Annotated in this window: 19 protein-coding genes; 14 read left to right on the top strand and 5 right to left on the bottom strand. The window is 48.7% G+C overall.

Going from position 1 to position 23,596, the window contains the following annotated elements; genetic code table 11:
• Positions 1-34 precede the first annotated feature (34 nt).
• The 3 genes from G9U52_RS04195 (at position 35) to G9U52_RS04185 (ending at position 3,476) form a co-directional block, all read left to right on the top strand.
• Positions 35-1,498, top strand: a complete 1,464-nt coding sequence (locus tag G9U52_RS04195) for a CoA-acylating methylmalonate-semialdehyde dehydrogenase (RefSeq protein ID WP_166146470.1) — start codon at positions 35-37, stop codon at positions 1,496-1,498.
• Positions 1,499-1,666: 168 nt separating this feature from the next.
• The gene (locus tag G9U52_RS04190) at positions 1,667-2,506 is read left to right on the top strand and encodes a uroporphyrinogen-III synthase (protein WP_166146468.1); all 840 of its coding nucleotides are present in this window, start codon (positions 1,667-1,669) and stop codon (positions 2,504-2,506) included.
• Positions 2,507-2,528: 22 nt separating this feature from the next.
• The gene (locus G9U52_RS04185) at positions 2,529-3,476 is read left to right on the top strand and encodes a carbon-nitrogen hydrolase family protein (RefSeq protein ID WP_166146466.1); all 948 of its coding nucleotides are present in this window, start codon (positions 2,529-2,531) and stop codon (positions 3,474-3,476) included.
• Positions 3,477-3,552: 76 nt separating this feature from the next.
• Here G9U52_RS04185 and G9U52_RS04180 read toward each other — a convergent pair whose 3' ends face one another.
• A complete protein-coding gene (locus G9U52_RS04180) occupies positions 3,553-4,416 on the bottom strand; it encodes an AraC family transcriptional regulator (RefSeq protein ID WP_166146464.1) in 864 nt (287 codons plus the stop codon).
• 138 nt (positions 4,417-4,554) lie between these two features.
• Between G9U52_RS04180 and G9U52_RS04175 the strand changes: the two genes are divergently transcribed.
• The 9 genes from G9U52_RS04175 to G9U52_RS41290 all read left to right on the top strand — a co-directional run bounded on the left by G9U52_RS04175 (position 4,555) and on the right by G9U52_RS41290 (position 15,800).
• Entirely contained in the window at positions 4,555-4,893 is a 339-nt protein-coding gene (locus G9U52_RS04175; protein WP_166146462.1) for a hypothetical protein, read from the top strand.
• Between the two features lie 348 nt (positions 4,894-5,241).
• Positions 5,242-6,324 carry a carbohydrate ABC transporter permease gene (locus G9U52_RS04170; RefSeq protein ID WP_166146460.1) on the top strand — a complete coding sequence of 361 codons (1,083 nt, stop codon included), beginning with the start codon at positions 5,242-5,244 and terminating at the stop codon, positions 6,322-6,324.
• A 54-nt stretch (positions 6,325-6,378) separates the two neighbouring features.
• Positions 6,379-7,272, top strand: a complete 894-nt coding sequence (locus G9U52_RS04165) for a carbohydrate ABC transporter permease (RefSeq protein ID WP_166146458.1) — start codon at positions 6,379-6,381, stop codon at positions 7,270-7,272.
• A gap of 18 nt (positions 7,273-7,290) precedes the next feature.
• Positions 7,291-8,136, top strand: a complete 846-nt coding sequence (locus G9U52_RS04160; protein WP_166146456.1) for an HAD family hydrolase — start codon at positions 7,291-7,293, stop codon at positions 8,134-8,136.
• Positions 8,137-8,148: 12 nt separating this feature from the next.
• Complete coding sequence (locus tag G9U52_RS04155) at positions 8,149-9,561, top strand: MBL fold metallo-hydrolase (RefSeq protein WP_166146454.1); 1,413 nt, start codon at positions 8,149-8,151, stop codon at positions 9,559-9,561.
• A 107-nt stretch (positions 9,562-9,668) separates the two neighbouring features.
• On the top strand, positions 9,669-11,036 hold the full coding sequence (locus G9U52_RS04150; RefSeq protein WP_166146452.1) for an ABC transporter substrate-binding protein: 1,368 nt from the start codon (positions 9,669-9,671) through the stop codon (positions 11,034-11,036).
• 30 nt (positions 11,037-11,066) lie between these two features.
• A complete protein-coding gene (locus tag G9U52_RS04145) occupies positions 11,067-11,852 on the top strand; it encodes a DeoR/GlpR family DNA-binding transcription regulator (RefSeq protein WP_166146450.1) in 786 nt (261 codons plus the stop codon).
• Positions 11,853-11,944: 92 nt separating this feature from the next.
• Positions 11,945-13,465, top strand: coding sequence for an extracellular solute-binding protein (locus G9U52_RS04140; RefSeq protein WP_166146448.1), 1,521 nt, complete (start codon positions 11,945-11,947; stop codon positions 13,463-13,465).
• Between the two features lie 37 nt (positions 13,466-13,502).
• Complete coding sequence (locus G9U52_RS41290) at positions 13,503-15,800, top strand: helix-turn-helix domain-containing protein (protein ID WP_166146446.1); 2,298 nt, start codon at positions 13,503-13,505, stop codon at positions 15,798-15,800.
• 41 nt (positions 15,801-15,841) lie between these two features.
• Here G9U52_RS41290 and G9U52_RS04130 read toward each other — a convergent pair whose 3' ends face one another.
• The 4 genes from G9U52_RS04130 to G9U52_RS41285 all read right to left on the bottom strand — a co-directional run bounded on the left by G9U52_RS04130 (position 15,842) and on the right by G9U52_RS41285 (position 21,223).
• Positions 15,842-16,885, bottom strand: coding sequence for a D-2-hydroxyacid dehydrogenase (locus G9U52_RS04130; RefSeq protein WP_243767108.1), 1,044 nt, complete (start codon positions 16,883-16,885; stop codon positions 15,842-15,844).
• 59 nt (positions 16,886-16,944) lie between these two features.
• On the bottom strand, positions 16,945-17,823 hold the full coding sequence (locus G9U52_RS04125) for a carbohydrate ABC transporter permease (RefSeq protein WP_166146444.1): 879 nt from the start codon (positions 17,821-17,823) through the stop codon (positions 16,945-16,947).
• A 77-nt stretch (positions 17,824-17,900) separates the two neighbouring features.
• Positions 17,901-18,869, bottom strand: coding sequence for an ABC transporter permease (locus tag G9U52_RS04120; RefSeq protein ID WP_243767107.1), 969 nt, complete (start codon positions 18,867-18,869; stop codon positions 17,901-17,903).
• 122 nt (positions 18,870-18,991) lie between these two features.
• A complete protein-coding gene (locus G9U52_RS41285) occupies positions 18,992-21,223 on the bottom strand; it encodes a helix-turn-helix domain-containing protein (RefSeq protein ID WP_166146442.1) in 2,232 nt (743 codons plus the stop codon).
• A gap of 206 nt (positions 21,224-21,429) precedes the next feature.
• Between G9U52_RS41285 and G9U52_RS04110 the strand changes: the two genes are divergently transcribed.
• Both G9U52_RS04110 and G9U52_RS04105 read left to right on the top strand, forming a co-directional pair.
• Positions 21,430-23,034 carry an extracellular solute-binding protein gene (locus tag G9U52_RS04110; RefSeq protein ID WP_166146440.1) on the top strand — a complete coding sequence of 535 codons (1,605 nt, stop codon included), beginning with the start codon at positions 21,430-21,432 and terminating at the stop codon, positions 23,032-23,034.
• A gap of 264 nt (positions 23,035-23,298) precedes the next feature.
• Positions 23,299-23,592 carry a hypothetical protein gene (locus G9U52_RS04105; RefSeq protein WP_166146438.1) on the top strand — a complete coding sequence of 98 codons (294 nt, stop codon included), beginning with the start codon at positions 23,299-23,301 and terminating at the stop codon, positions 23,590-23,592.
• Positions 23,593-23,596 lie beyond the last annotated feature (4 nt).

Raw genomic sequence — 23,596 nt, 5'->3', positions numbered from 1 at the left:
AAACCTACTATATAAACCAAGAGGAGACTAAATCATGACTACAAGGAAACTGGAAGTGCCAACTCTGCAAAATTATATCGGAGGCAACTGGGTAAATGCCCGCTCAACGGCTACAGAGGTCGTGCCTAACCCGGCTACTGGTGAGGCAATGGCCTACGTTCCCCTTTCCAATAAGGAAGACGTTGACGATGCGGTAATTAACGCCCAAGCAGCTTTTCAGCTATGGAGCAAAACAGCGGTGCCGCGCAGAGCAAGGGTTTTGTTCAAATACCAGCAGCTGCTGGTCGAGCATTGGGAAGAGCTGGCCACGCTGATTACCCAGGAAAATGGAAAAAGCTACAGTGAAGCGTATGGCGAAGTGCAGCGTGGAATCGAATGTGTGGAATTCGCGGCTGGTGCGCCTACCTTAATGATGGGCAGACAGCTTCCCGATATTGCTACCGGAATCGAATCCGGCATGTACCGTTACCCGATAGGGGTGGTGGGCGGTATTACGCCGTTTAATTTTCCGATGATGGTGCCTTGCTGGATGTTCCCGCTGGCGATTGCTTGCGGCAACACCTTTGTCTTGAAGCCTTCGGAGCGAACGCCGCTGCTTGCAAATCGTTTGGTCGAGCTATTCAGCGAAGCCGGACTTCCAGCAGGGGTGCTGAACATTGTACATGGCGCGCGTGATGTCGTGAATGGATTATTGGAGCATCCACTGGTTAAAGCGATTTCGTTTGTTGGCTCCCAGCCGGTAGCGGAATATATATATACCACAGCGGCGAAGCATGGCAAACGCGTCCAAGCGCTTGCAGGAGCGAAAAACCATTCCATCGTGATGCCGGATGCCGACATGGACTTAACGGTGAGCAATATCATGGGTGCTGCCTTCGGATCGGCTGGCGAGCGTTGCATGGCTTGCGCAGTTGTAGTCGCTGTTGGTGAAGTCGCGGATCTGCTTGTTGAGCGGCTAAAAGCGGCGGCTGATGCCATCAAAATCGGCAACGGCATGGACGAGAATGTATTCCTAGGCCCGGTTATACGGGCAGAGAACAAAACACGCACCGAAGCCTATATTAACAAAGGCATCGAGCAGGGTGCAGTAGTCGTTCGTGATGGCCGGAATGATCCTTGCATGACAGAGGCCGGTTATTTTATTGGCCCCACTTTGTTTGACCATGTGAGCACGGAGATGGCGATTTGGCAGGATGAGGTATTTGCGCCACTTTTATCGATTGTTAGAGTTAAAGATTTAACTGAAGCGATTGAGGTCGCTAACCAGTCTGAATTTGCTAATGGAGCTTGCCTGTTTACCGATAGTGCAAAGGCGATCCGGCAATTTAGGGAGGATATTGATGCGGGGATGCTTGGTGTTAATGTTGGTGTTCCAGCACCGATGGCATTTTTTCCTTTCTCCGGTTACAAAAAATCATTTTATGGCGATTTGCATGCCAATGGCTCAGATGGCGTCGAGTTTTACACACGAAAAAAAATGGTAACGGCGCGTTACTAATTCGCCTTATTTGCTGCACACAGCAACAAAAGACCAGGCAGATCCAAGCTGCTATTGGTCTTTTTTTTTGCATTTGGAGGGGGAAAATGGTTTGGCAGTGGATGGTTACAAACCATCGGCATATCGCTACGATAAGAGTATTCAAGAAGGGGATGGAGGTTAGATAGCTTGTCCGGTAAAGGTAAACTATTTGGTCGGAAAATCGTTATTGCTGGTTCCAGAAAAACCGATGAAATGAGCCTGTTGATCGAAAAGCAAGGTGGAATCCCAATCATTCGTTCCTTGCAGGGACTGGTCTACGTGGATGAACCAGCGGTCGAACAGGATTTGAAATACTGTGTGGGCAACAAGCTGGACTGGTTTATTTGTACAACAGGTACGGGGACGGAAGCACTCATACACGCGGCTTCGAAGCTGGGTATCGATGGTGCTTTACTCCAGCAAATGAAAACCTGCCTGATCGCGTCCCGCGGCTATAAAACCTATTCAAAGCTGAAAAATCTTGGAATGAAGCCAGATGTTGTTGACGAGGATGGAACAACGGAAGGCTTGATCCGGGCTTTAAGCCCTTATCAATTCAAGGATCAACGGGTGGCTGTACAGCTGCATGGCGAGCCGCAGCCGACGCTTGTTCAATTCCTTGAGGAGCGGGGAGCCCATGTTACTCCATTGCTGCTGTACAAGCATATTGCACCGGATCCGGCAACGTTAGAGTTATTGTGTAATGAGCTTACCGCAGGCCAGGTGGATGCCGTTTGTTTCACAACTGCCGTGCAAGTGCGATATTTGTTTCACTATGCGAGAGCAAATAATAGGGAGAACGCGATTAAAGCTGCATTTGGCGGGCAGGTTCGGGCGGTTGCCGTCGGCAAAGTGACAGCCGAGGCCTTGCGGGAAGAGGGCATTAATCTCGTGATTGCTCCCGAAAGTGAGCGGATGGGTGCGATGATTATTGGGCTGGTCAACCACTATAACAGCTATAAAGACAAACTGAACAAGGCTGAATAGGTCAATATCTGGAGGGATAAGCATGACAAAACGTAATGTCCGCGTAGCTATCGTACAATCGGCTCCTGAGCTTTACAGCAAGGCCTCAGCTTTGGCTCAAATTGCAAGCTGGACCCAGAAAGCAGCGAAGCAAGGCGCTAACCTGATTGTATTTCCCGAGGTTTTTATTCCGGGGTATCCACGGGGGTTTACGCTTGGCACGAAAATTGGGAGCAGGAATCAGGATGGCCGCAAGGATTGGGAGCGGTATTGGGAGAATTCCATCGATATTCCCGGAGAGGATACGTTCATTCTGGGTGAAATTGCCAAGGAAGCCAATGCTTATTTGGTAATAGGGGTTGTCGAAAGAGATCGTGAATTTAGCAAGTCCACCTTATATAACTCCATCGTATATATCGGCCCGGATGGGCAATTGTTGGGAAAGCACCGGAAGCTGGTGCCAACAGGTGCGGAGCGGCTATTGTGGGGACAAGGCGATGGCAGCACGTTAACGGTGATTGATACGCCGTTTGGGCGGATAGGCGGATTAATTTGCTGGGAAAATTATATGCCGCTGGCTCGTGCCGCGATGTATGCCAAAGGTATCGATATTTTAATTACGCCTACAGCGGATGCGCGGGATACTTGGCAATCAACCATCCAGCATATTGCCTGCGAAGGGCGCTGCTTCGTTGTTTCGAGCAACCAATATGTGACCAAGGATACGTATCCGGCGGACTTGGCATGTTATGATGAAATTAAGGATGAGCCCGATGTATTAAGCCGCGGTGGAAGCGCGGTTGTTGGGCCTTTGGGTGAATATGTAGCCATGCCTTTATACGGGCAGGAGGGGCTGATCCTTGCTGATCTCGATATGTCGCTTGTTGTGCAAAGCCGTTATGATTTCGATGCCGTAGGGCATTATAGCCGACCGGATATTTTTCAACTAAATGTTAATGAAGAAAAGCAGTCTATTGTTCGCTTTAACTAAAAGAAAATAGTCTCCTGTTCCATTTTAATAGTGGAGCCGGAGACTTTTTTTTGCATAGCTTATTTGGCTTATTTGCTTAGATGCTAGAGCGGTAGCTATTGCGAAATTGCTTTGGAGTGACACCTGTAACCTTTTTGAATAAACGGCAAAAATAAGAGAAATGGGGAATACCGACCTGCGAGCCAATCAGCTCAACGGGCGTCGATTCGGTTTTGAGTAGCCAACAGGCTTGGCGTATTCTTCTGGCGATCACATATTCGGTGATGCTGCTTCCCGTTTCCGTGCGGAATAAATGGGAGACATGATGCTTCGAGAGATGTAGCTCCTTCGCTAACTCGTCCAATTCGAATGGATTCGTGTATTGCTCCTCGACCCACTGCATAATTTTTTCGGCATGCCGCTCTGTACGGGGTACCCCTTGGAACTCGACAACTTCCTTCTGGGATTGCAAATAATGGAATAGATGAATAATCATCATGGCGGTGGCTTCCTGGTAATCGGCTCCATCCTGCTCTTGCTTCATATCATCGAAGCGTTCAAGTAAGGTTGAGATATAGGTCATGTCTGTGCCCATCCGAAACACCTGGTTAATAAGCTCATCCTTCCACATATGCTCAAAAAACCTTAGAGCGATCGGAAATGACCGCAAAAAAGGAAGGATGGAAGTAGGCTCAAAGTTGAGGATCGTACGCTCATAAGGGCTTTGGTCGCTCACTTCAAAATGCAGGCGGTGAAGCTGGAACGGCTGGATAAATACAAGGTGGCCAGCTTCTAGAGGGTGGAGCTTGCGGTTGAGAACGATATGCCCTTGGCCACGATGCACGAATAATAGCTCGATCCCACGATGATAATGATAAAAGCCGGGGTAGTTACCCGTTGAAAAATCGCGGTATCGAAAAAGCAGATGGCGGTTTTTTAAAATATCATCTGAAAATACCATTACATCCACCTCTTCTACGAATGGAGCTTTATTCAATTATAACAACGCAGTGCTATTTTACCACAGAAAAATATAACTTTGCATAAAGGAAATTTGGTAAGATAGCCTTAACCAATCGATAGTTGAGGAGGAAATGTGATGAGCTTTTCTGAATTTGTTACCGATGAGGAATATACGGATGTACTGGAAGGCGTGAAGGATTTACTAAAGGAGACCTACCGAATAACGGATAATGAAGCGATATCCGTTATTAGCAACAGCCGCGAGAAAGCGGATGAGTTTCTAATCGATTATTATCCTTATTTGAATAATATCAAGGACCTTCATAGCGGTCTAAGGGATACGCTTGATGTCCATTTCCAAGAGGTGGATCAAGCCAAAGAGCTGCAAATCAAAATGAGTCATGATGCTGCAGCCTGGCTTACATTCGAATGCATAAGAAAACTGTACACCAAGTCGTTCTCGAAAATTTATTGAACCGTCACTTCCTGTTGCTCTTGTGGATTCTGTAGGCTTTTACCCAATTGTGTAAGGATAATAGAAGCTGTGAGAAGCGGTGCCCTTAAAGGGTAACTGGCTTAGCACAGCTTTTTTGTTGTCCCGAGTTGACCGTTTGTGTCGCTGTGTTGACCGTTTTAGCTGATTTTATGGCTGTATTCTGTAAACAACGGGCATAACTACAACAATTTCTTTACTTGCCTCTAATCCTTGCATAACACTACGAAGTTAGAATCAATTAGGTAAGCCACACCAGAAAGCGTAAAGGAAGCATAAAGGAAGTATAAAGTAGGCTAAAGGAAGCAGAAGTGAAAGGAGAAAAACCAAATGCTATCTAAGGAAGCTATAGCTGTGGGCAACAAACCCGTACAAAGAGTCCAAGTCCAAGAACGCAAGCAAATTAAATCGCGTTCAAACCGTAAACGAAGAGAAGCCTGGACAGGGGTATTATATGCCCTACCTGCATTAGCATTACTGCTATTATTCCGCTATTGGCCGCTTGTATTTGGAATGTGGATCAGTTTATGGAAATGGGGCTATGTCCCGGAGCGGTTTATTGGCTTGGATAATTACATCCGAATTTTCACTGAGGAGCTTGTTGTACGTGACCCTTCCATGGGCTTACAGCTTGGAGACATCGGGCAGGCCTTTATGGTTACGATCTTTTACGCGATCGGCACGATTCCGCTGACTTTGCTGTTATCGTTTTTTATAGCGTATGTGCTTTTTCATCTAACAAGAGGGAAAACACTGCTGCGCATCCTTTTTTTCCTGCCCTACATTACATCCCATGTAGCGGCAGCGATTGTGTTTAAATGGATTTTTCATCCGAATGTGGGGCTTGCCAATGCAGCGATTCAATCTGCCGGCGGTAAAGCACAGCAATGGTTAACAGACCCTGACCCCATTTTGCTTAAGCTGATCGTTAATATGGGAGGACAGTGGCCGGCTGGGATCCCGACTGCTTTCGCGGGTCCAACCTGGGCGCTTGCTGTCATTATTTTGTTCTCCATATGGAGCAGCCTGGGCTTCCAGATCATCGTCTTTTTGTCCGGGATGACCCAAATTCCGCATGACCTGACCGAAGCAGCACGTATCGATGGAGCTCGTACCTGGAATGTGATCCGCCATATTACGTTGCCATTGCTATCACCTACTTGGTTTCTGCTCTTAATCGTCTCCGTAATTGGAGCTTTCGAATCCTTTAATGCTTTTTATGTATTTTCAGGTGGCGAGGGGGGACCTCTTGGCTCCACGATGTCGTTACCGCTCTATATTTTCCGCAGCTTCTATGTGTACGGCCAGATTGGTTATGCTTCTTCTGTGTCGATGGTATTGTTCCTACTTTTGCTAGGCTTGACTTGGATGCAGCTGCGTTTTGGGGAAAAGAAGGTTCATTATATGCATTAAAGGGCGATGCTAACGAAGCAAGTTTTCTACGAAAACTTTTAGGAGGGATGAAAAATGCAAGGAATGGTTGGGGCACGGCGTTCTTCCCGGATCATCTGGATGATCGTGCTGGCAGGTGTGGTGGTGCTGGCATGCTGTGTAGTATTCCCGTTTATTTGGATGCTGCTAACCTCACTCAAGACGGGAGAGGAAATTAATCGATTACCGCCAACCCTGCTGCCAGAGGTATGGAATTTTAAAAACTATGTGGATGCCTGGTTAAAGCCGGAATCGACATTCAAGCAATATTTTATCAATACACTCATTATCGCAGGGATCGGTACCTTGCTGCAGCTGCTCGTTTGTGTGCCGATCGCTTTTGCCATTACCCACTTTACCTTTCGTGGTCGTAATCTTATTTTTATGCTGGTGGTCATTACGATGCTGATTCCTTACGATGTTACATTGGTTCCTAACTTTGTAACGCTGCGGCATATTCCCTTTGCTGGTGGCAATGATTGGGCGGGGGCTGGCGGACAAGGCTTTTATGATAGCTATATGGGCATGATGCTGCCTTTTTTGGCTGAGGCCTTTACGATCTTTTTACTGCGGCAAGCCTTTCTGTCCGTGCAGAAGGAATATTGGGAGGCGGCGCAGGTAGATGGGATGTCCAATGGCCGCTACCTGTGGACAGTATTATTGCCGCTTGTGCTTCCTGCGCTGATCACAACGGCGCTGCTTGCCTTTATCGGCAAGTGGAATGGCGTGCTTTGGCCGCTGCTGATTACATCCAGCGAATCGTTGAGACCACTACAGGTAGGGCTGCTCTATTTTGTCAGCGAGGAAGGGCCTAATTATCATCTCTTAATGGCCGCTGCTACTTTTACAATAGCGCCGATTGTTTTGCTGTATTTGTTCGCGCAGCGCTGGTTTCATCAAGGCATCACGGCAACAGGGCTGAAAGGCTAAGATAAGGGAGGAATGGGCATGGATTGGATGGAGGATATTGAAGTCGTCCTGTTTGATTTGGATGGGACGTTGTACCAGGATAAGACGTTTTACAAACGTTATTTGGAGCTGTTATTCGGACAGGGTGAGCATGGTGGGAGATTGAATGAATTTTTGGCAGATATGGACGCTTTATTAGAGGGCAGGCACACGAGCGGTATTGGTGATTGGTACCATCCGGGCTCGGATACCTGGACACGGGGGACAGATCCGGCTTCGGTGTACAGGGATTGGTTAGGGGAGGAAAAGGTAGTTTCACCTCATTCTCAACCGGTAGAAATCGCCTCTATTTATGCGGGGGATGCTTGGAGCCTTTGCGGCATTTTTGCTGCCAAGTATGGTGTAAAGGCGGAGCAGCGCCAGCAAGCCTTCCAGCAGGTACGTAAGGAAATGCTCCAAGGCGCTTCAAGCTTTGAGCGCCATCATGGTTTGTACGAGGCCATTGGGAATTTAAACAGATTGCGCAAGAGGATATTGCTTACGAATTCGCCTGAACCTTCAGGGCGTGAATTTATCACGGCGCTTGCTTGTATGGAGCTGTTTGACGATATCGTATACGGGGCAGAGAAACCAGTTGGCATGGAACATTATATGAGCGCATTGCTGGCAAATGAGGGACTACGTCCTGAGCAAATCCTCTCGATTGGCGACCATGCTTGGAATGATTTGTATCCGGTACGTAAGCTTGGTGGCCGTACGGTCTGGGTGTCCCCCTATCCTTCTTCAGAGCCACAACAGTGGGATGTGCGATTGTCTACACTTGATGAGCTTGCGGCGCTGTTGGTTGACCTGCAAAACACCAAACCAATAAAACGAGTGGTCTAGGAGGAGTAAAGGATGATGAAATTACAGGAAGAACGGCTTACCTTTTACGGCGGACTGACAACGATTGGTGGCGTCCATATTATGTATAGCTGTGGTGATACCGGTTTCGTATTCGATCTTGGCATGGCACGCGGGTTTTTCAACGGAGATACGAGGGTTGAGCCTGACCACGGCATTGGCAGCTATTTATTGACACGGATGGCTCCGCCAATACTTGGCTTATATGATCCTATGCTGCTTGGTGATATTGGCGAAGCGGAGCTGCTGCAAGTATGGGGCAAGCCGTATTTGCCACAGGTGGCCAACCTGCATGGCTTTGTCAGCCATATTCACCAGGACCATATGGCTTTGCTTCCTTCCCTTCGTTCGAGCCTGCCGGTATGGATGCATCGCGATGCTTATGCTGTCTATGAGGCCATTGTAGCAGCGGGCGAATATGAAGGAACGCATGCCGACATCAGGCTTGTCGAGGATGGACAGATCGTTGACTTCGGTACGTTTCGTATCGAATTTATCGAGGTGGACCATGATTCACCGGGAGTTACTGGATTTATTATCCATGGACCTGGGCATACCATCGCCTTTACAGCGGATTGGCGTCGGCATGGCCGGAATGCTTACCGCTTGGACAGCTTCATAGAACGGTGCCGGAGCGTGGAGGTCGATGTGCTGATAACGGAAGGCACCAGATTGCGCCCGGATACCTTATTCCGTAAGCCGAAGGATCGTTTGGAGATTGATGTAGCGGTAGAATGCCGCCGAGCTATGGAAGAGACCCAAGGCCTGGTATACGTGAACATCCTCGCTCGCAATGTAGAGAGAGTGGCCGATTTGATCATCCGGACACAGGAAGCGGGCCGCCAGCTGGTGATGGATGAAAGCACGGCTGTCCTCTGGCATATCGCTTCTGCCAAGCTGGCTGTGCTGTCAGGACATCCGGCACTGGAGGCCGGCAACACGGTAATTCGCGTACTGCCGACGCCTCTATGGTCGAAGGGACCGCATCCGATCCAAGAGCTGGAGCTCCCCTTTGCTCCGATTACGACTAGTGAAATCGTTGTAGATAAATCGAGCTATGCGGTTTACCTAACTTATTCGCACACAGCGTTAATTGCAGAGCTGGAAGCTAGAGGCTCGCAGGATACCGGATCTATCTATGTACATGCCGATGGCAATCCGCTTTCGCCTAATGACGAAACGTTATTGAAGTGGCTTAACGAGTTTGGCGTGCAATATCGTTACTGCTCGACGGGCGGCCATGCTGCACCTCAGGAGATTACAGAGCTAACGGCAGCTATCGCACCACAGGTTGTGATTCCGCTGCATAGCAGCCACCCCACTTTATTTGACAGCAAAGGCGTACGCAAGGTTTTCCCTGCTCCTGGGGAGAGCTTTGAGCTTGGAGAGCTTGTTGACAGAAAATAGAGGGCTTCGAATATCCCCATGGTTTCGAATGATCAATCGGCACCGACAGTTTCAACGGTTTAACCAGCATTCGTTTGCCCATTACAAAAATCGAAGGAGTGGTATTTGTGTCCTTACTTAAATCAGTAACCCAATGGAAAGCAACGGCAGCCTCCCTGTTACTTCTTACAACAGCAGGTTGTGCAACGATGGAGCAAGCAGCCCCTGTCAGCGGACAAATGGAAAATAAAGCGGTTAGTCAAGTGGCACAAGGGATTGAGCTCGGCAAAAACGGACCCGTCACGATCGATTTTTGGCACATTCAAGCGACGATTTATGGGGACGCGATTAAAGAAATGGTGGCTGAATTTAATAAAGAGTATGAAGGCAAAATTATTGTCAAAGAGGTATTTCAAGGCTCTTACGACGATCTTAACAAAAAAGTCCGTGCAGCCCTGCAAGGCGGAGGGCTTCCAACCGTGGCAATGGCCTATGAGAGCGATACGCTCGAATATATGAAAGCCGATAAAATTGTCCCGCTTGATGCCTACATCGGCGATTCCGTGAACGGGCTGAATAAACAAGCGCTGGATGACATCATGCCGGGCGTGCTTAGCCGCCAACGTATTCCCGAATATAACGGGAAGACGATGAGTTGGCCGCATGGCAACTCTTCGATGGGTGTGTATTACAACATCGACCTTTTGAAGCAAGCCGGCTTTGAGAAGCCGCCTGCGACGTGGATGGAGTTTGAGAAGATGGCACTGGACATTACCGCTAAAACCGGAATGCCTGCATTGGTTATGGGCAACGCCAATAATGGGGGCACCTTCCGCACCTGGCTACGCACATACGGTATCGATCCGATTAAGCTGGATCAAAGCGGTGTAGATTATGATAATCCGCAAGCTGTGGAAATCGCCACGATGATCAAAAAGCTGCTGGACAACAAAGCGATCATGTTGGCCGAGAACACGGAGCAGGAGTTCACCAACGGCAGAGCGGCTATGGAGATTGGCACAACGGCCCGTACCAGCTCGAAGCTGGAATTGGTTAAGGACAAATTCAAATGGGGCATTACACTTATACCACAAGGCAAAAGCGGTACGAAGGTGACGGAGCTATACGGGGGCAACCATGTATTGTTCAAAACTACACCTGAGAAGCAATTGGCCGGCTGGCTGTTCCTGAAATATTTTGCCGATTCCAAAGCACAGTCGATTTATGCAGCCAAAACCGGCTACTTCCCGGCTACATTATCGGCGCAGAACACCGATTTGCTCAAGAAAAACTTTGCAGATAACCCGCAAAAAAAGCAAGCCTTTGATGAGGTGTTCCCTTTTGCACGAATCGATGTTTCCACCGCTGCACGCAGCAAGATGGATACCGTAGTTGGCGAGGCGCTGCAGGCGATGATTGCGGGCAAGATGGCTCCTGCAGATGCAATGAAAAAAGGGCAAGCGGACGCGATGAAGGCACTTAAAGAATTCAAATAGCTACAGACAGCTTTCAGGAGGTAAACAAACGTGAGCTCGATTCATCGTAGAAATGAAATTCTCATAGCCGTTCGCCGTATCGGCAGCGTTGCTGTGGATGAATTGGTTCAAACCTATGGAGTCTCGGTGGAAACAATCCGCCGGGATCTTCGTGTTTTGGACGAGAAGGGGTTCTTGCGTAGAACCTACGGCGGCGCCGTTAAAAAGGAGCAAACCACTTGGGATGTCCCTTATTACGAAAGGATACAGCTTAACCTGGATCGCAAGGAAGCGATCGCCCGCGAAGCGGTGCAGCTACTGGAGGAGGGGGATAGTGTTTTCATCGATGGCAACACCTCAGGTCTCGCGCTTTCGCGTTATGTACCGGACGACAAGAACCTTACAATTGTTACCAATTCAGCGATGGTCACACTGAACCTGATTCAGAAAAAAGGCAAGCTGAAGGTGTATATGGTAGGTGGCGAGGTGGACGAGGATGGCAAAACCTTTGGCTATAAGCTGCATTGTGAGCTGCGCCAATACCGGTTCGACAAAGCGTTGTTCTCCTGCATGGGCTTTGGCCTGGAAGGGATTTATTATTCCAAGTGGGAGCCGTTACAAATCGCCCAAATGCTTGTGAAGCAAAGCAACCATCTCATTCTGATGGCAGATTCCTCGAAGGTGAATCGCAGTGGCTTCCTGTATGGGATGGAGTTAAGTCGCATTCATACCTTGGTGACAGATGAAGGAACGCCACTGGACATGCGGGATAGCCTAAGGGAGTCTGTGCGCCATTTGATCATTGGCAAGAGTGAGAGTAAAGAGATCATAAAATGACCATTGAGCGCCGAAAATATATCCTCTATACTTAATTGTATGTAACCGTTTTATAGATCATAAACGGACTGCTGAGGATGGGGGGGGCGCTGGTGAACGATGGGAAGCGAACGACTTATTTCGTGGCGGGTTTGTTGGCAAGCTCTGTTATATGGGCAAGTTGCTCCTATTCAAGATCTGGTTATGTGGAGCCTCATAAGGAAGCCGGAGCCGGGGACCCGCTGCAAATTCAAATGATGGTGGAGCAAATTGAAGCTACGACTCCTGACATGAACAACGAATATTACACAGAGCTGCAGCGAAGGACGGGGGTCAGGCTGGATATGCAATGGATCCCGTCAGGTGACTATCCTAAGCATTTGGATACCGCATTAGCCTCGGGAAATTTGCCGGAGGTGCTTTCCTATGACACGCCGAGTAATCCGACACTAATTAAAGGTTTAAAAAAGGGACTGTTTTGGAATTTAACGCCGTTATTAGGAGATTTATCGGAATATCCGAATTTAAAAGCAAATGCCACTCGTGGGGTATTTAATTTTGTTAAATATAAAGCGGAAGTGTATGCGGTTCCGCGTTCTCGCTCTTGGATCGACAAGGGCATCAAAATTCGCAAGGATTGGTTGGACAAACTGCAAATCCCGCTTCCGAGGACACTGGATGAATATGCAGACGCTCTAAAGAGAATGGTGGATGAGGATCCCGATGGCAATGGAAAAGCCGATACGATTGGACTTGTAGACCCCCCTTTTACCGAAAGCTTTATGGGTGCTTTTGGGCTGTCTACCCCCACCTATAATGAGGAAGGCGGGCTAATTCGTGATCTATTGACCCCGCAAGCCATTGAACTGGTGGGCTGGTTTCATGGCTTGTACAAGGAGGGAGTATTGGCCAAATCGTACCCGCTTATCAAAAGATCCTACGCACAGGAGCTGCTGCAAAAAGGCAAGGTCGCTTCGTTAAGCTACAGTATTTATTATGACTATAAATGGCAGCAGGAAATACAGGCAAGCCAGAAGGGTGCGGAGCTAATCACCCTCCCGATTATTCAAGGCCCCTACGGAAATACGGCGTATTTGCAAAAGGGGTACACGGGAGCTTTTTATATTTCCAAAAAAGTGCCTGAGGCGAAGGTAAAGCGCATTCTTGCGTACTTTGACCAAACGGCTTCAAAGGAGCTAACCCATTTTGCCTATTATGGATTGGAAGGTGTCCATCACACCTTAGAAAACAATGAGCCCCGCCTAACCGAGCTTGGCCGCAAGCAAATGTCTGTCACTACGCTCCAGCCGTTGGCGACAGGGTATGAGCCCTGGTCCAAGGTACATAACTGGGCAGCGCCCAAAGCCTACAATGATGCCAAAAAAAGTGGGGTTGCCATGTATGAAGTAGAGGGCAAGCAAAATCCCTTTGATTGGCTGGCGTCGGATACCTGGAGTGAAATCTGGCCCCGTTATAAGGATGAATTCGATAGCAAGGTGCTGGCTGCGGTTACGGGGGCAATTTCGATGGAGCAGTTCGGTGCCTATGTTACCGAGCTTCGAAATAACGGGGAGATGAAAAAAGCGTTTCTTGAGTTTTCAGAGGCATTGCAGATATCACCGGCTGTTAAATGAAAACTAAAAGCTAGCAAGGATAGGAGGCTTTACCAACGTGAATGGATGGATAAAAAAGCTTTCAGAGAAACGCTCACGCTACTATTTCCGTTTATTTTGGTTAGGCTTTCTATGCATCTGCTTTCCGATTCTGGTGGGAGGCTTAGTGTTTTATTATTCAACAACGACACGTTTGCTGGAGCAGCAAAAATTAGATAGTGAAACGAAGCTGCTGCTTATGATGAACCAAACCGAACGGGAGATGCAGCAAATCGAAAAAGGCTCGCTCGAAATATCGGTGGACGCAAGTGTCAACCATTCCTTTTTAAACCCTGATTTTAAAACAGACCTGGCGGAGCAATCCAGTATTTTGAAAACGCTAACATTATTTAAGGTGGCACAAAATTCGATTCTGGACATCCTTTACTACAACCAGCCTATGGGTACATTAATTTCCCATGAGCGCGGCTCAATGCTCCCAGGTGATCTTGAAACGTCCGTTGATGCGGGAAAAGCGCTGGTATATCCAGATGAGGAGGGCTGGACGTTTTTGCCACAGGGGGTTGCGAAGGGGTTAATTTCTTATGTGCGTAAGCTTCCGGTTATGCATACGGACCAAGCGTCGGGGGTTTTGATCATCCACGCCGACATGCAGATTTTGTTCCCCCAGCTGCCTCGCTACCACCAATTATTTATTTTTGACCGCCAAAAAAATTTAATTTATCGTTCGGATTCTGTGGGCATGGATGGATTAACTGGGAAGGAGAAGGCGCTGCTTCGGGGCAGTCCAGTTGCTGGCACGGGAAATGGTGCCTTTCATTCCATCATCTCCAATGGTCCGGATGGCCATGACTATTTGTATACGATGGGCTCGACGAAAACGGGTCGAATGTTTATACTTGGCATTCCTGAGGCGGAGATGCTTCAGCAGCTAGATGGCTTCCAATGGTGGTTCGCTGGGACGGTGCTTATTTTTCTCGCGGTTGGCCTCGTGCTTAGCTATATTGGCTCGAAATATGCATATAATCCGATTGCCGAGCTTCGTAATCGTGTCGCCTGCTTGAATCAATCCTATCAGCCTGCGGAAACCGAGGATGAAATCGATTATATTAATGCCTGTATCGCCTATTTGAATCAAGAGAAGGAAAAGCTTGACGCTTATATTAAAGGCAAAGAGCCTACTTTACGTGAGGGTCTGCTGCAAAAGTTGCTAGATGGCCAGATGACCGGTGGCAGCCAAACGAGGCAAGCGTGCGAGGAATACCGGATTGCTTACGATAGTTGTTACATTGTGGTTATTATTTATATCGAGAAGCTTTATAAGGAAAATCGCTTTCAGTCCGGGGAGGATCATTTAATTGCCTTCGCCGTACAAAATGTAATGGAGGAGTTGCTCCAGAATCAGCTTTTAACGGGTTATATATTGGGGATTGAGCAAGGCAAAAATACCGTTCTGCTTTCCTTAGCTGATGACAGCAAGGAGGAAGAGGCGGCAGCCATAGCCAAAAAATATGCGGTAGCCGTAATCCAATCTCTCCAGCAATATATGAAATTCACAGCATCGGCAGGAATTGGCGGGCTGTATGCTTCGATTGCCAATGTATCGGCGTCCTACCAAGAGGCAGAGTCTGTCTTGCTCAATCGTTTGGAGAACAAAGCCGACCATGTCTATGAATGGAAGGAAATGAAGGAAACAAAGCAGGAGGTTTTTTTCATGTATCCTTTCGAATTGGAGCATGAGATTATCCGCTGCCTGGAATTCGATGATTTGCAGGAAGCTGAGCTGCAATTCGCCAAGTTTACTGAAGCGGTGATGGCGCTACATGCTTACCAGGCTGTCACTCAATGCTATTTGCTGCTCTTATCCTCCCTGATCCAATCGTTAGAGAGGCATCGTGGCGGCACGGGCGAGCTCTACAAAACGAATTTATTCGATAGCCTCAAGGAACGGCAAACCTCGGAGGAAATTCAGGAATGGTTCATTGAAATTCTGTTTCCGATGTACCATAACGTCATTCTCTCCGACAAAAACCCCATGGGCAAGGTAGCTGTCCAGCATATATGCCGTTATATCAAGGAGCATATTTCTGAGGACTTATCACTGGTTCATAGCTCTGAGCTGGTAGGCATGAGCACTGCCCATATTAGCCGGTTGTTCAAAAAAGAATTAGGCGTCAACTATATCGAATATTTGACGACCTGCAAGCTGGAGGAGGCGAAACGGCTGCTGGTGGAAACCGAGGACCAGGTCAGCGAAATCGCTAAAAAGGTCGGCTATACCGACCGCAGCTTGAACCGCGTGTTCCGCGCCAAGCTGGATATGCCGCCGTTGCAGTATCGCACGAAGTTTCGGTGAGGGGGCCTCAGCGAAACTTCGTGCGGCGTAATCGGTGCCCATCAAGCTTTTGTATATATATCCTTGACCGTCAACTGATTCATCATGGGCTCGCCTGCGCGATAGGCTGCAATGTTTCGGCAGATGATATCGAGAGAGCGGGCTGTCCGGTCAGGGACAGCCGGTGTACAATGCGGCGTAATCAACGTGCGCGGCGCATCCCAAAGCGGGCTGTCTGCCGGCAGCGGCTCGGCTGCGAATGTATCGAGGCCGGCGCCGGCAATGCTGCCCTCGCGCAGTGCTTCGAGCAGCGCTGTTTGGTCAATCACCGCACCACGTGCCAGATTGACCAAATAGGCGGATCGCTTCATTAATTGCAGCTCCCGCTTGCCAATTAAATGATGGGTGGCATTGGATAGCGGCAGCACAAGCGCAACGATATCGCTCTCGCGCAGCAGCTCATCAAAGGTATCCCCGCGGTCGGCGCAGAACAGCTTGTCGACATTGGCGGGGACGTCAGTGACGCTGCGGCGATAGCCAAGCACCCTCATATTGAAAGCTTTGGCCCGCAAGGCAAGCTCCGTGCCCGTATGGCCTAATCCCAGGATGCCCATCGTCTTGCCGTATAAGCCACGAAGCTGGTCCTGCCCCGGGATTCCCCATTGGTGGTCTTGCTGTGCCTTGTAGAAGGTGGGGAAATGGTAGCTAAGCGCCAAGGAGAAAAACATCACATGCTCAGCGAGCACCGGCGCGGAACGGCCGGCTGAGCTGGTAACGAGGATTCCCTTCTCGAACACCTCCGGGCGCGCCGATTTATTCAAGCCGGCATGGTCGCAGTGAATCCAGCGCAGCTTGGGCGCTTCCAGAAAACGCTCATCCAAATCACCCTGCAGCAAGGCAACATCCGCCTCCTCAAGAGCGGAGGCAATGCCAGCAGCGTCTCTCCGATCGACATGGATCACATGGGCGGGAGAAAATGCTTCCATGAGTCGATCCAAATGGGTTCCTGAATAATCAACAGTTGTTAGTACGGTTTTAATTTTCCGAAGGGTATTCACGCCATGTGTCTTCATGCCGAGTCCGTTCTCCATTCTAGCATTTGTCATCGTTACCTCTCCTTATTTCGTATATTGGGCTTGCTTATATTAGAAGCTCGGCGGAATCATTATCCTTTGACTGAGCCGAGTGTGACACCTTTGGCGAAGTGCTTTTGCAGGAATGGGTAGACGAACAGGATCGGCAGCATAGCAAGAACGATTGAGGCCATACGGATCGTTTCCTGAGGAACGGTAGCTTCATCGGAGCTGCCAGCTTGCCCAATGCCGGAGGCATCGGCTTCAATCACAAGCTGCTTGATCAATACCTGGAGCGTCCATTTTTTGGTATCGGAGATGTAAATCAGCGCGTTGAAATACGTATTCCAGTGCTGTACCGCGAAAAACAGTGTAAACGCAGCGATTGCAGGCATGGAGAGCGGGATGATGATTTTTACAAACACACCGATCTCGTTACAGCCGTCAATTCTGGCGGAATCCTCTAGTTCGGGATGGATGGATTCCATAAAGCTTTTGACCACGATTAGGCTAAAGGCATTGGTTAGGCTTGGCCAAATCAATGACCAATATGAATTCAGCAAGCCCATTTCTTTGACAAGAATATAGTTGGGAATTACACCTGCGTTGAAAAACAGCGTAATAATCACAGCGCCTAGAAAAAAGCTGCGGCCCGGCACCCATTTTTTGGTTAGCCCGTAGGCCATGGTGAAGGTAATCAAGATATTCAGCACAGTACCAACAACCGTAATAAAAGTAGTGCTTTTCAAAGCATTCAGGAAGCTTGGAGTCGAGAGAATATAAGCATAAGAGGCAAACGACCACTTATCGGGCAGCAAATAAAATTTTAGCGGTACATAGGCCTCGGGATCTGTTAACGAAATGCTCACGATATATAGGAAGGGAAACAAGCTTGATATCGCGATAAGCCCCAGCAGAGCATAGTTGGCCCAGTCGCCGACAGCCATTTTTTTATTGTAGACAACACTCATGGTACGCCTCCTCAGCAGCAGAATAGATCGGAAGTGGATACAAATGGATCGATGGATCGAAGGTGGTTCCTCCAGCTTTAATAAATCCCTTCGTGGCCCATTTTTTTGACCACATAATTGGAGCACAGCACCAGAACCAGCCCGATTACTCCTTTAAATAAGCCCACCGCCGTGCCCAAGCTAATCTCGCCCTGCTGGATGCCACGATAATAAACGTAAGTATCAAACACGTCGGCTACATTGTTAACAAGCGGATTCATCATTAAAAGCACCTGTTCAAATCCAACATCGGCCATATGCCCAAGCCTCAAAATAAGCAGGATCACAATAGTCGGACGGATCGCTGGCAGGGTAATATGCCAAATTTGACGTAAACGTCCTGCTCCATCTACGACCGCCGCCTCGTATCGCTGCGTGTCCACTCCAGCGACGGCAGCGAGGAAAATAACCGTCCCCCAGCCCGTTTCCTTCCATATATTTTGGATCGTCAGCAAGCCCCAGAAATATTGTGGCTCGGACAAGAAGGAAATCGTATCAAGCCCCAGATAAACCAGCAGCTTATTTACAAAACCCACATCTACCGACAGCATAAAAAATGTCATACTGGCGACAACTACCCAGGATAAGAAATGGGGTAAATACACGATCGATTGGTTAATTTTTTTAAACCATTCATGTCGCACTTCATTCAACATTAATGTCAAAAAAATCGGCACCGGGAAAAAAAAGCACAAATTCATCAAGTTAATAACCAGCGTATTTCGCAGCAAAATATAAAAGTGCTCATCCTGGATTAAATTGGAAAAGTGCTGCATGCCGACCCATTCGCTGCCGCTTATTCCGGCAAACGGGTTGTAATTCTGGAAGGCGATAAGCACACCCCACATCGGTAGGAATTTGAAAATAGCGAAGAAAACAAAGCCCGGCAATACCAATGCATAAATATAGCGGCCTGCCAGCATACGCTGCCAGGTTTTGCTGCCTGACCGCGAAACGGAATCGGATAACGCGATTCCAGGCGGCTTGGACGATTGTTCCAACCTCATGGCGTTCTTCCTTTCGTTAATAATAGATAGATTCAGCATCAGAGTCAGCATGGAGTCAGGACAAGATATTTACACACAGCTCCGGGGTAGCCCGTATCAAAGGTCAAAGGACAGGGAAGTGTTTATCGATAATGGGTTCTGTAATCGCTGGGAGACATTTTGAGCAGCCGCTGGAATACCCGGTTAAACGTCCGATGCGAATAGCCAACAGCCTCCGCAATATGGCTGATGTTAGCATCGGTTGCCGTGAGCAGCCTGCGGGCTTCATTCATTTTGCTCTCCGTTACAAAATCAAGGAACGAGCCGCCGATTTCTTTTTTGAAAAGCCGGCTTAAGTAGGCTGGCGAAATATGGAGCAGATCGGCGCATTCAGCCAGCGATATTTCCCGCGAAATATGATCCAGCACATGCTTGCGAACCTTTTGGGCAATCAACTTGCCTGATTTATGATAATTTTCGTCGCTAATTTGCTCGTATAGCGGGAAAAGGTGGTCGCTAAACCACTCGCACATTTCCGCACGGGTTTCTCTCGCCCTCAGCTGGTCGAACAGGTCGTATTCCAGCATATCCGGTATGCCGCCGCCCTTATGCTCGACCGAGGCAATAATAGCCGCCAGTAGCATCGGGTAGCATTGGGAGCTAATCGCATACGATTCCGAAGGCTGCAAAGCATGGGTGAACGCCTCCATGGCCAGCTGTGCTTGCTTCTTGTCCCCGATTGCGAGCGCATCCACAATCGAGTTTTGGATCGCGCGGGGATAACGGAAAGTGGGGAGCTTTTGCGTGCTTTCCAAATCGTCGATATAGAGGACAGACTCCTGCTCATTATATAGACGGTACTGGAGTGCCAGCTTGGACTCACGGTAAGACACACGGATATCAGCGATGTGCGGGTAGAACCGTCCAATACCCACTGATACCTGGAGCTTCAAATATTGTTGTATCGCAGCTTGGACGGACTCAGCGAATAGCTTTGTTTGATGGACCATCGAAGGGAGTGGGTCCTCCCGGTCAAAATACAGGATTGCTGTGCCTTGCCCTTGGCTGTCGTGAAGCACATAGCCACGCAGCTTGGGATGGCTCGATAGCAGCTCCCTCATCACATTTGTAACGGCAAAGGTAATAACAGGCTTATCCTCGGGGCGGAACCGCTCTCCTTTGAATAGATTTTCCACTTTGAACAGCAATACCACAAAGGTATGGTCTACAGGAATTCCATATTTGCGGCATTCATCATACATAGTTGGACTATGGATATAATTGCCTGCAAGCCATTGCTGTAGCAGCCTTTCCATCAGTGGCGGAATCAAGCGGTCGAGCTGCTCGCCCAAGGTTTGGGTTTGTTTATTCAAATGGTCGAACAGCTGCCTAATGGGATTGTAGGCACGCCTTAGGCTAATGATTGTAAGCACCATACAGATTGATATTAGCGCCAAAACTGCAGCCAGTGTTATCCAGCGAATCCATGCCAATTCACCAAGGATCGCCTGGTAAGGGGTGACGGATATGTACATATGGCCGGAGGTCGACTTTTTATAGGAATAGAAAAACGATTCCCCCAGGGAGCCATGGGCTTGAAAGCCTCCACTTTGCTGTGGAGCTGCAATTATGGTATGAAGGACTTCTTCGTTGAGATACGTTTGGGGATCATTTTCCTTTTGCATGTGAAACAACGGGCGCTGCTGCTCATCAAGGGCAATAATTGACTGGCTTTTAGCCAACAGCGACACATTGGCAAAATATTTTTTGATCTGGCTGACATCCACCTGCGTGACCAAAAGCCCCTGTGAATCCGTTTCGTCGGAGGAAAGCGTAGGCAGCCTTAATGCAAAAGAAATGTAACCATGCCGCAGCCCCTCAGGCAAATAAATCCATTGGCCATCCTGGCCGGTTATTTCCAATTGGGCGATGTCTTTGTTGAAATTAAAATCAGGTGTTTTTTGATGCCCGGCCTCGGTGGATAACACAAGATTAGCTTGGCGGTAGTAATAATAAATGTCTCCAATTAAGCTATTTTGGTATTTTTCTAAAGAGATTTTATTCAATAGCTCCATTTGTGCTACATAATTCGTTTGGTATTGCTGAAGGTTGAATGATTCGCCGATCGCAGGATCGAACGCTAATTGGAAGGATCGGTCCACGATATCCCGCATTACTTTTTCAGTAAATTGTTCCACCATAATTAAGGAAGTCTGGTTGGCCGACTGAATATTTGCGATTCCCCCCTTCATCGAAAACTGGTAATAAACCAAACCAGCCAGCATAATCGGCAAGCAAACCGAGAAGCAGCCAAACCATATAAATCGATAGAAATAGGCGGCCTTCATTCCATGAGCTTCTTTGTTAGTTACCACATAACATCATCTCCCGTAACCAAATTATAGCCAAGGATAGAAAGGGCAAGATATAGTCAATTTTTGATATTCGGCTGTGGCTGTAGCTTTAACGGCTTGAAAGAAGGTATTTCCTTTGATAGCAAAAGTTGACTATTGAGTGCCAGCCCCCCTTTGATTACGATGCGTATGTAAGACCTATTACACAAATGAGGGGATGATAAAAATTGGCTCCTAATCGCTCGAAGCTTGCAAGACTGTCTCCATGGAGGATATCCGTCAGTGGGACACTGGCGCTTCTGCTCCTGGCTGGCTGTACGGGTAACCCAAGCAATCCGAAGGCCAATGACCAAGTGATGTTGCCAAACACAAGCACTAGCACAAGCAGCAAACCGGTGGATGCTAACAAGCAAGAGCCGTTGGAGCTTCAAATGACCGTGCGGCTGTTTGAGGAAGTGCCTAATATGGAAAATGCCTATTGGAAAGAGTTTATGAAACGAACCAACACGAAGCTCAACCTCGAATGGATTCCAGACGGTGACTATAAGACGAAATTAAACCTGATCCTGGCCTCTGGCAATATTCCTGAAGTGCTCGTCATTCATGACCAGAAGCATCCTCCCGTCGTTAATGCTGTCAAAAACGGAGCCTTCTGGGATCTTACGCCTTTTCTCGGTGACTTCAGTAAATATCCAAATTTAAAAAATTCATCAGCACCCGATGCTTGGATCAACAGCCGGATTGCCGGTAAAAATTATTTGATTCCCAAAAACCGCCCACAGCTGTCAGGTGGACCCAAAGTCCGTAAAGATTGGTTAGATAAGCTTGGTATTGCGATGCCGCAAACCTTGGACGAATACCGCAGCGCCCTGAAAAAAATAGTTGAAGCCGACATCGATGGTAACGGCAAAAAGGATACGATCGGCTTGGTTTCCAAAGCCAATCTGCTTAGCGCAGGTGCGGGAGGCTTCGGGGATGCATTCGGCACAGGCAAACCGACGTTTAATGCGGAGGGCGGGCTTATCCACGAGCTCTTAACGCCACAATATGCGGATTTGGTTGCCTGGTTCCGTGAGCTGTACAAGGATGGCGTGCTGGCCCAGGAATTTTCCGTGATGAAGCCGACGCAAGCGGTGGAGCTATTCGAGGCCGGCAAAGCGGCTGCGCTAGTGAATGAAAGCTTCCGCTGGGACTACCAGTTCACCCAGACGATCAAAAAGGTGCAGCCCGAAGCCAACGTCGACACGACGCCTCCGCTGCAAGGCCCAGGTGGTTATTCCGTCCGCTATGGGACGGGCGTGGATGGAGGCTTCCTAATTTCAAAGAAGGTGCCTGAAGAAAAGGTGAAGCGGATCCTCGATTATTGGGAATTGACGAATAACAAGGAATTTTATGATTTCTCGGTCAATGGAATCGAAGGACTCCACTCCAATAATGTCAATGGCAATATGGTCTTAACCGATTTGCATAAAAAAGAGGTTGGTTCGACTTCACCTTGGCAGCCGATTACCCTTTTTTATGATAAATATGGAAAAATCACCACACCTGCCGCACCCAAAGAATATAACGAAGCCAAAATCAAATTGGTCGAGTCGCAGGGTTATTTTACCAAAGGCACCATCAGTCCGTTCAGTGTGGTTGAATCGAGCACATGGATCGCGACCTGGCCGAAATTCGAGCAGGAATGGCTTTCGATGTCCGTCAAAGCGGTCGTTGGCCAGATCACGATGGATGAATACAAGGCCTATGTGAAAAAAATCAACGATGATCCGAATATTAAAAAGGCGGGTCTGGAGTTTGCTGGGGGTTATAAGGAGTTGACGGGGAGGTAGCCAGCGTAGTCACCCACCCAAACCCTCGTGGAGCCACCCACCCAAACCCTCCCTACAAGGGAGGGCTCCAAAGGGCGCTGCCCTCTGGACACCCGTGGTGGTGCTTAGCTGCCTAGGTTCGTGGAACGCTACCGTCCCTACGGGACACGCTTGGACTGTAGGGATCCGACGTGGTGCGAGCAGGTGCGGGATGGACTAAGGTAATGCGTGGTGGGAGCGCTACCGTCCCTACGGGACACGCTTGGGCTGTAGGGATCCGACGTAATGCGAGTAGGCGCAGTTAAGGTCAGAGCGGAAGGGCAAGGGCGGGCTGTCCCTGCGGGAATCGCAAGAGCGAGGGCAAGGGCGAGCTGTCCCTGCGGGAATCGCAAGAGCGAGGGCAAGGGTGGGCTGTCCCTGCGGGAATCGCGAGAGCGAGGGCAAGGGCGAGCTGTCCCTGCGGGAATCGCAAGAGCGAGGGCAAGGGCGGGCTGTCCCTGCGGGAATCGCGAGAGCGAGGGCAAGGGCAGGCTGTCCCTGCGGGAATCGCAAGATCAACATCAATTTATGGGAGGATGAAAAA

The sequence above is a fragment of the Paenibacillus agricola genome, from assembly GCF_011440305.1.
Classification (GTDB): Bacteria; Bacillota; Bacilli; order Paenibacillales; family NBRC-103111; genus Paenibacillus_S; species Paenibacillus_S agricola.
Note: the sequence above shows the minus strand (reverse complement) of the source record. Positions and strands in the feature narration are given on the sequence as shown.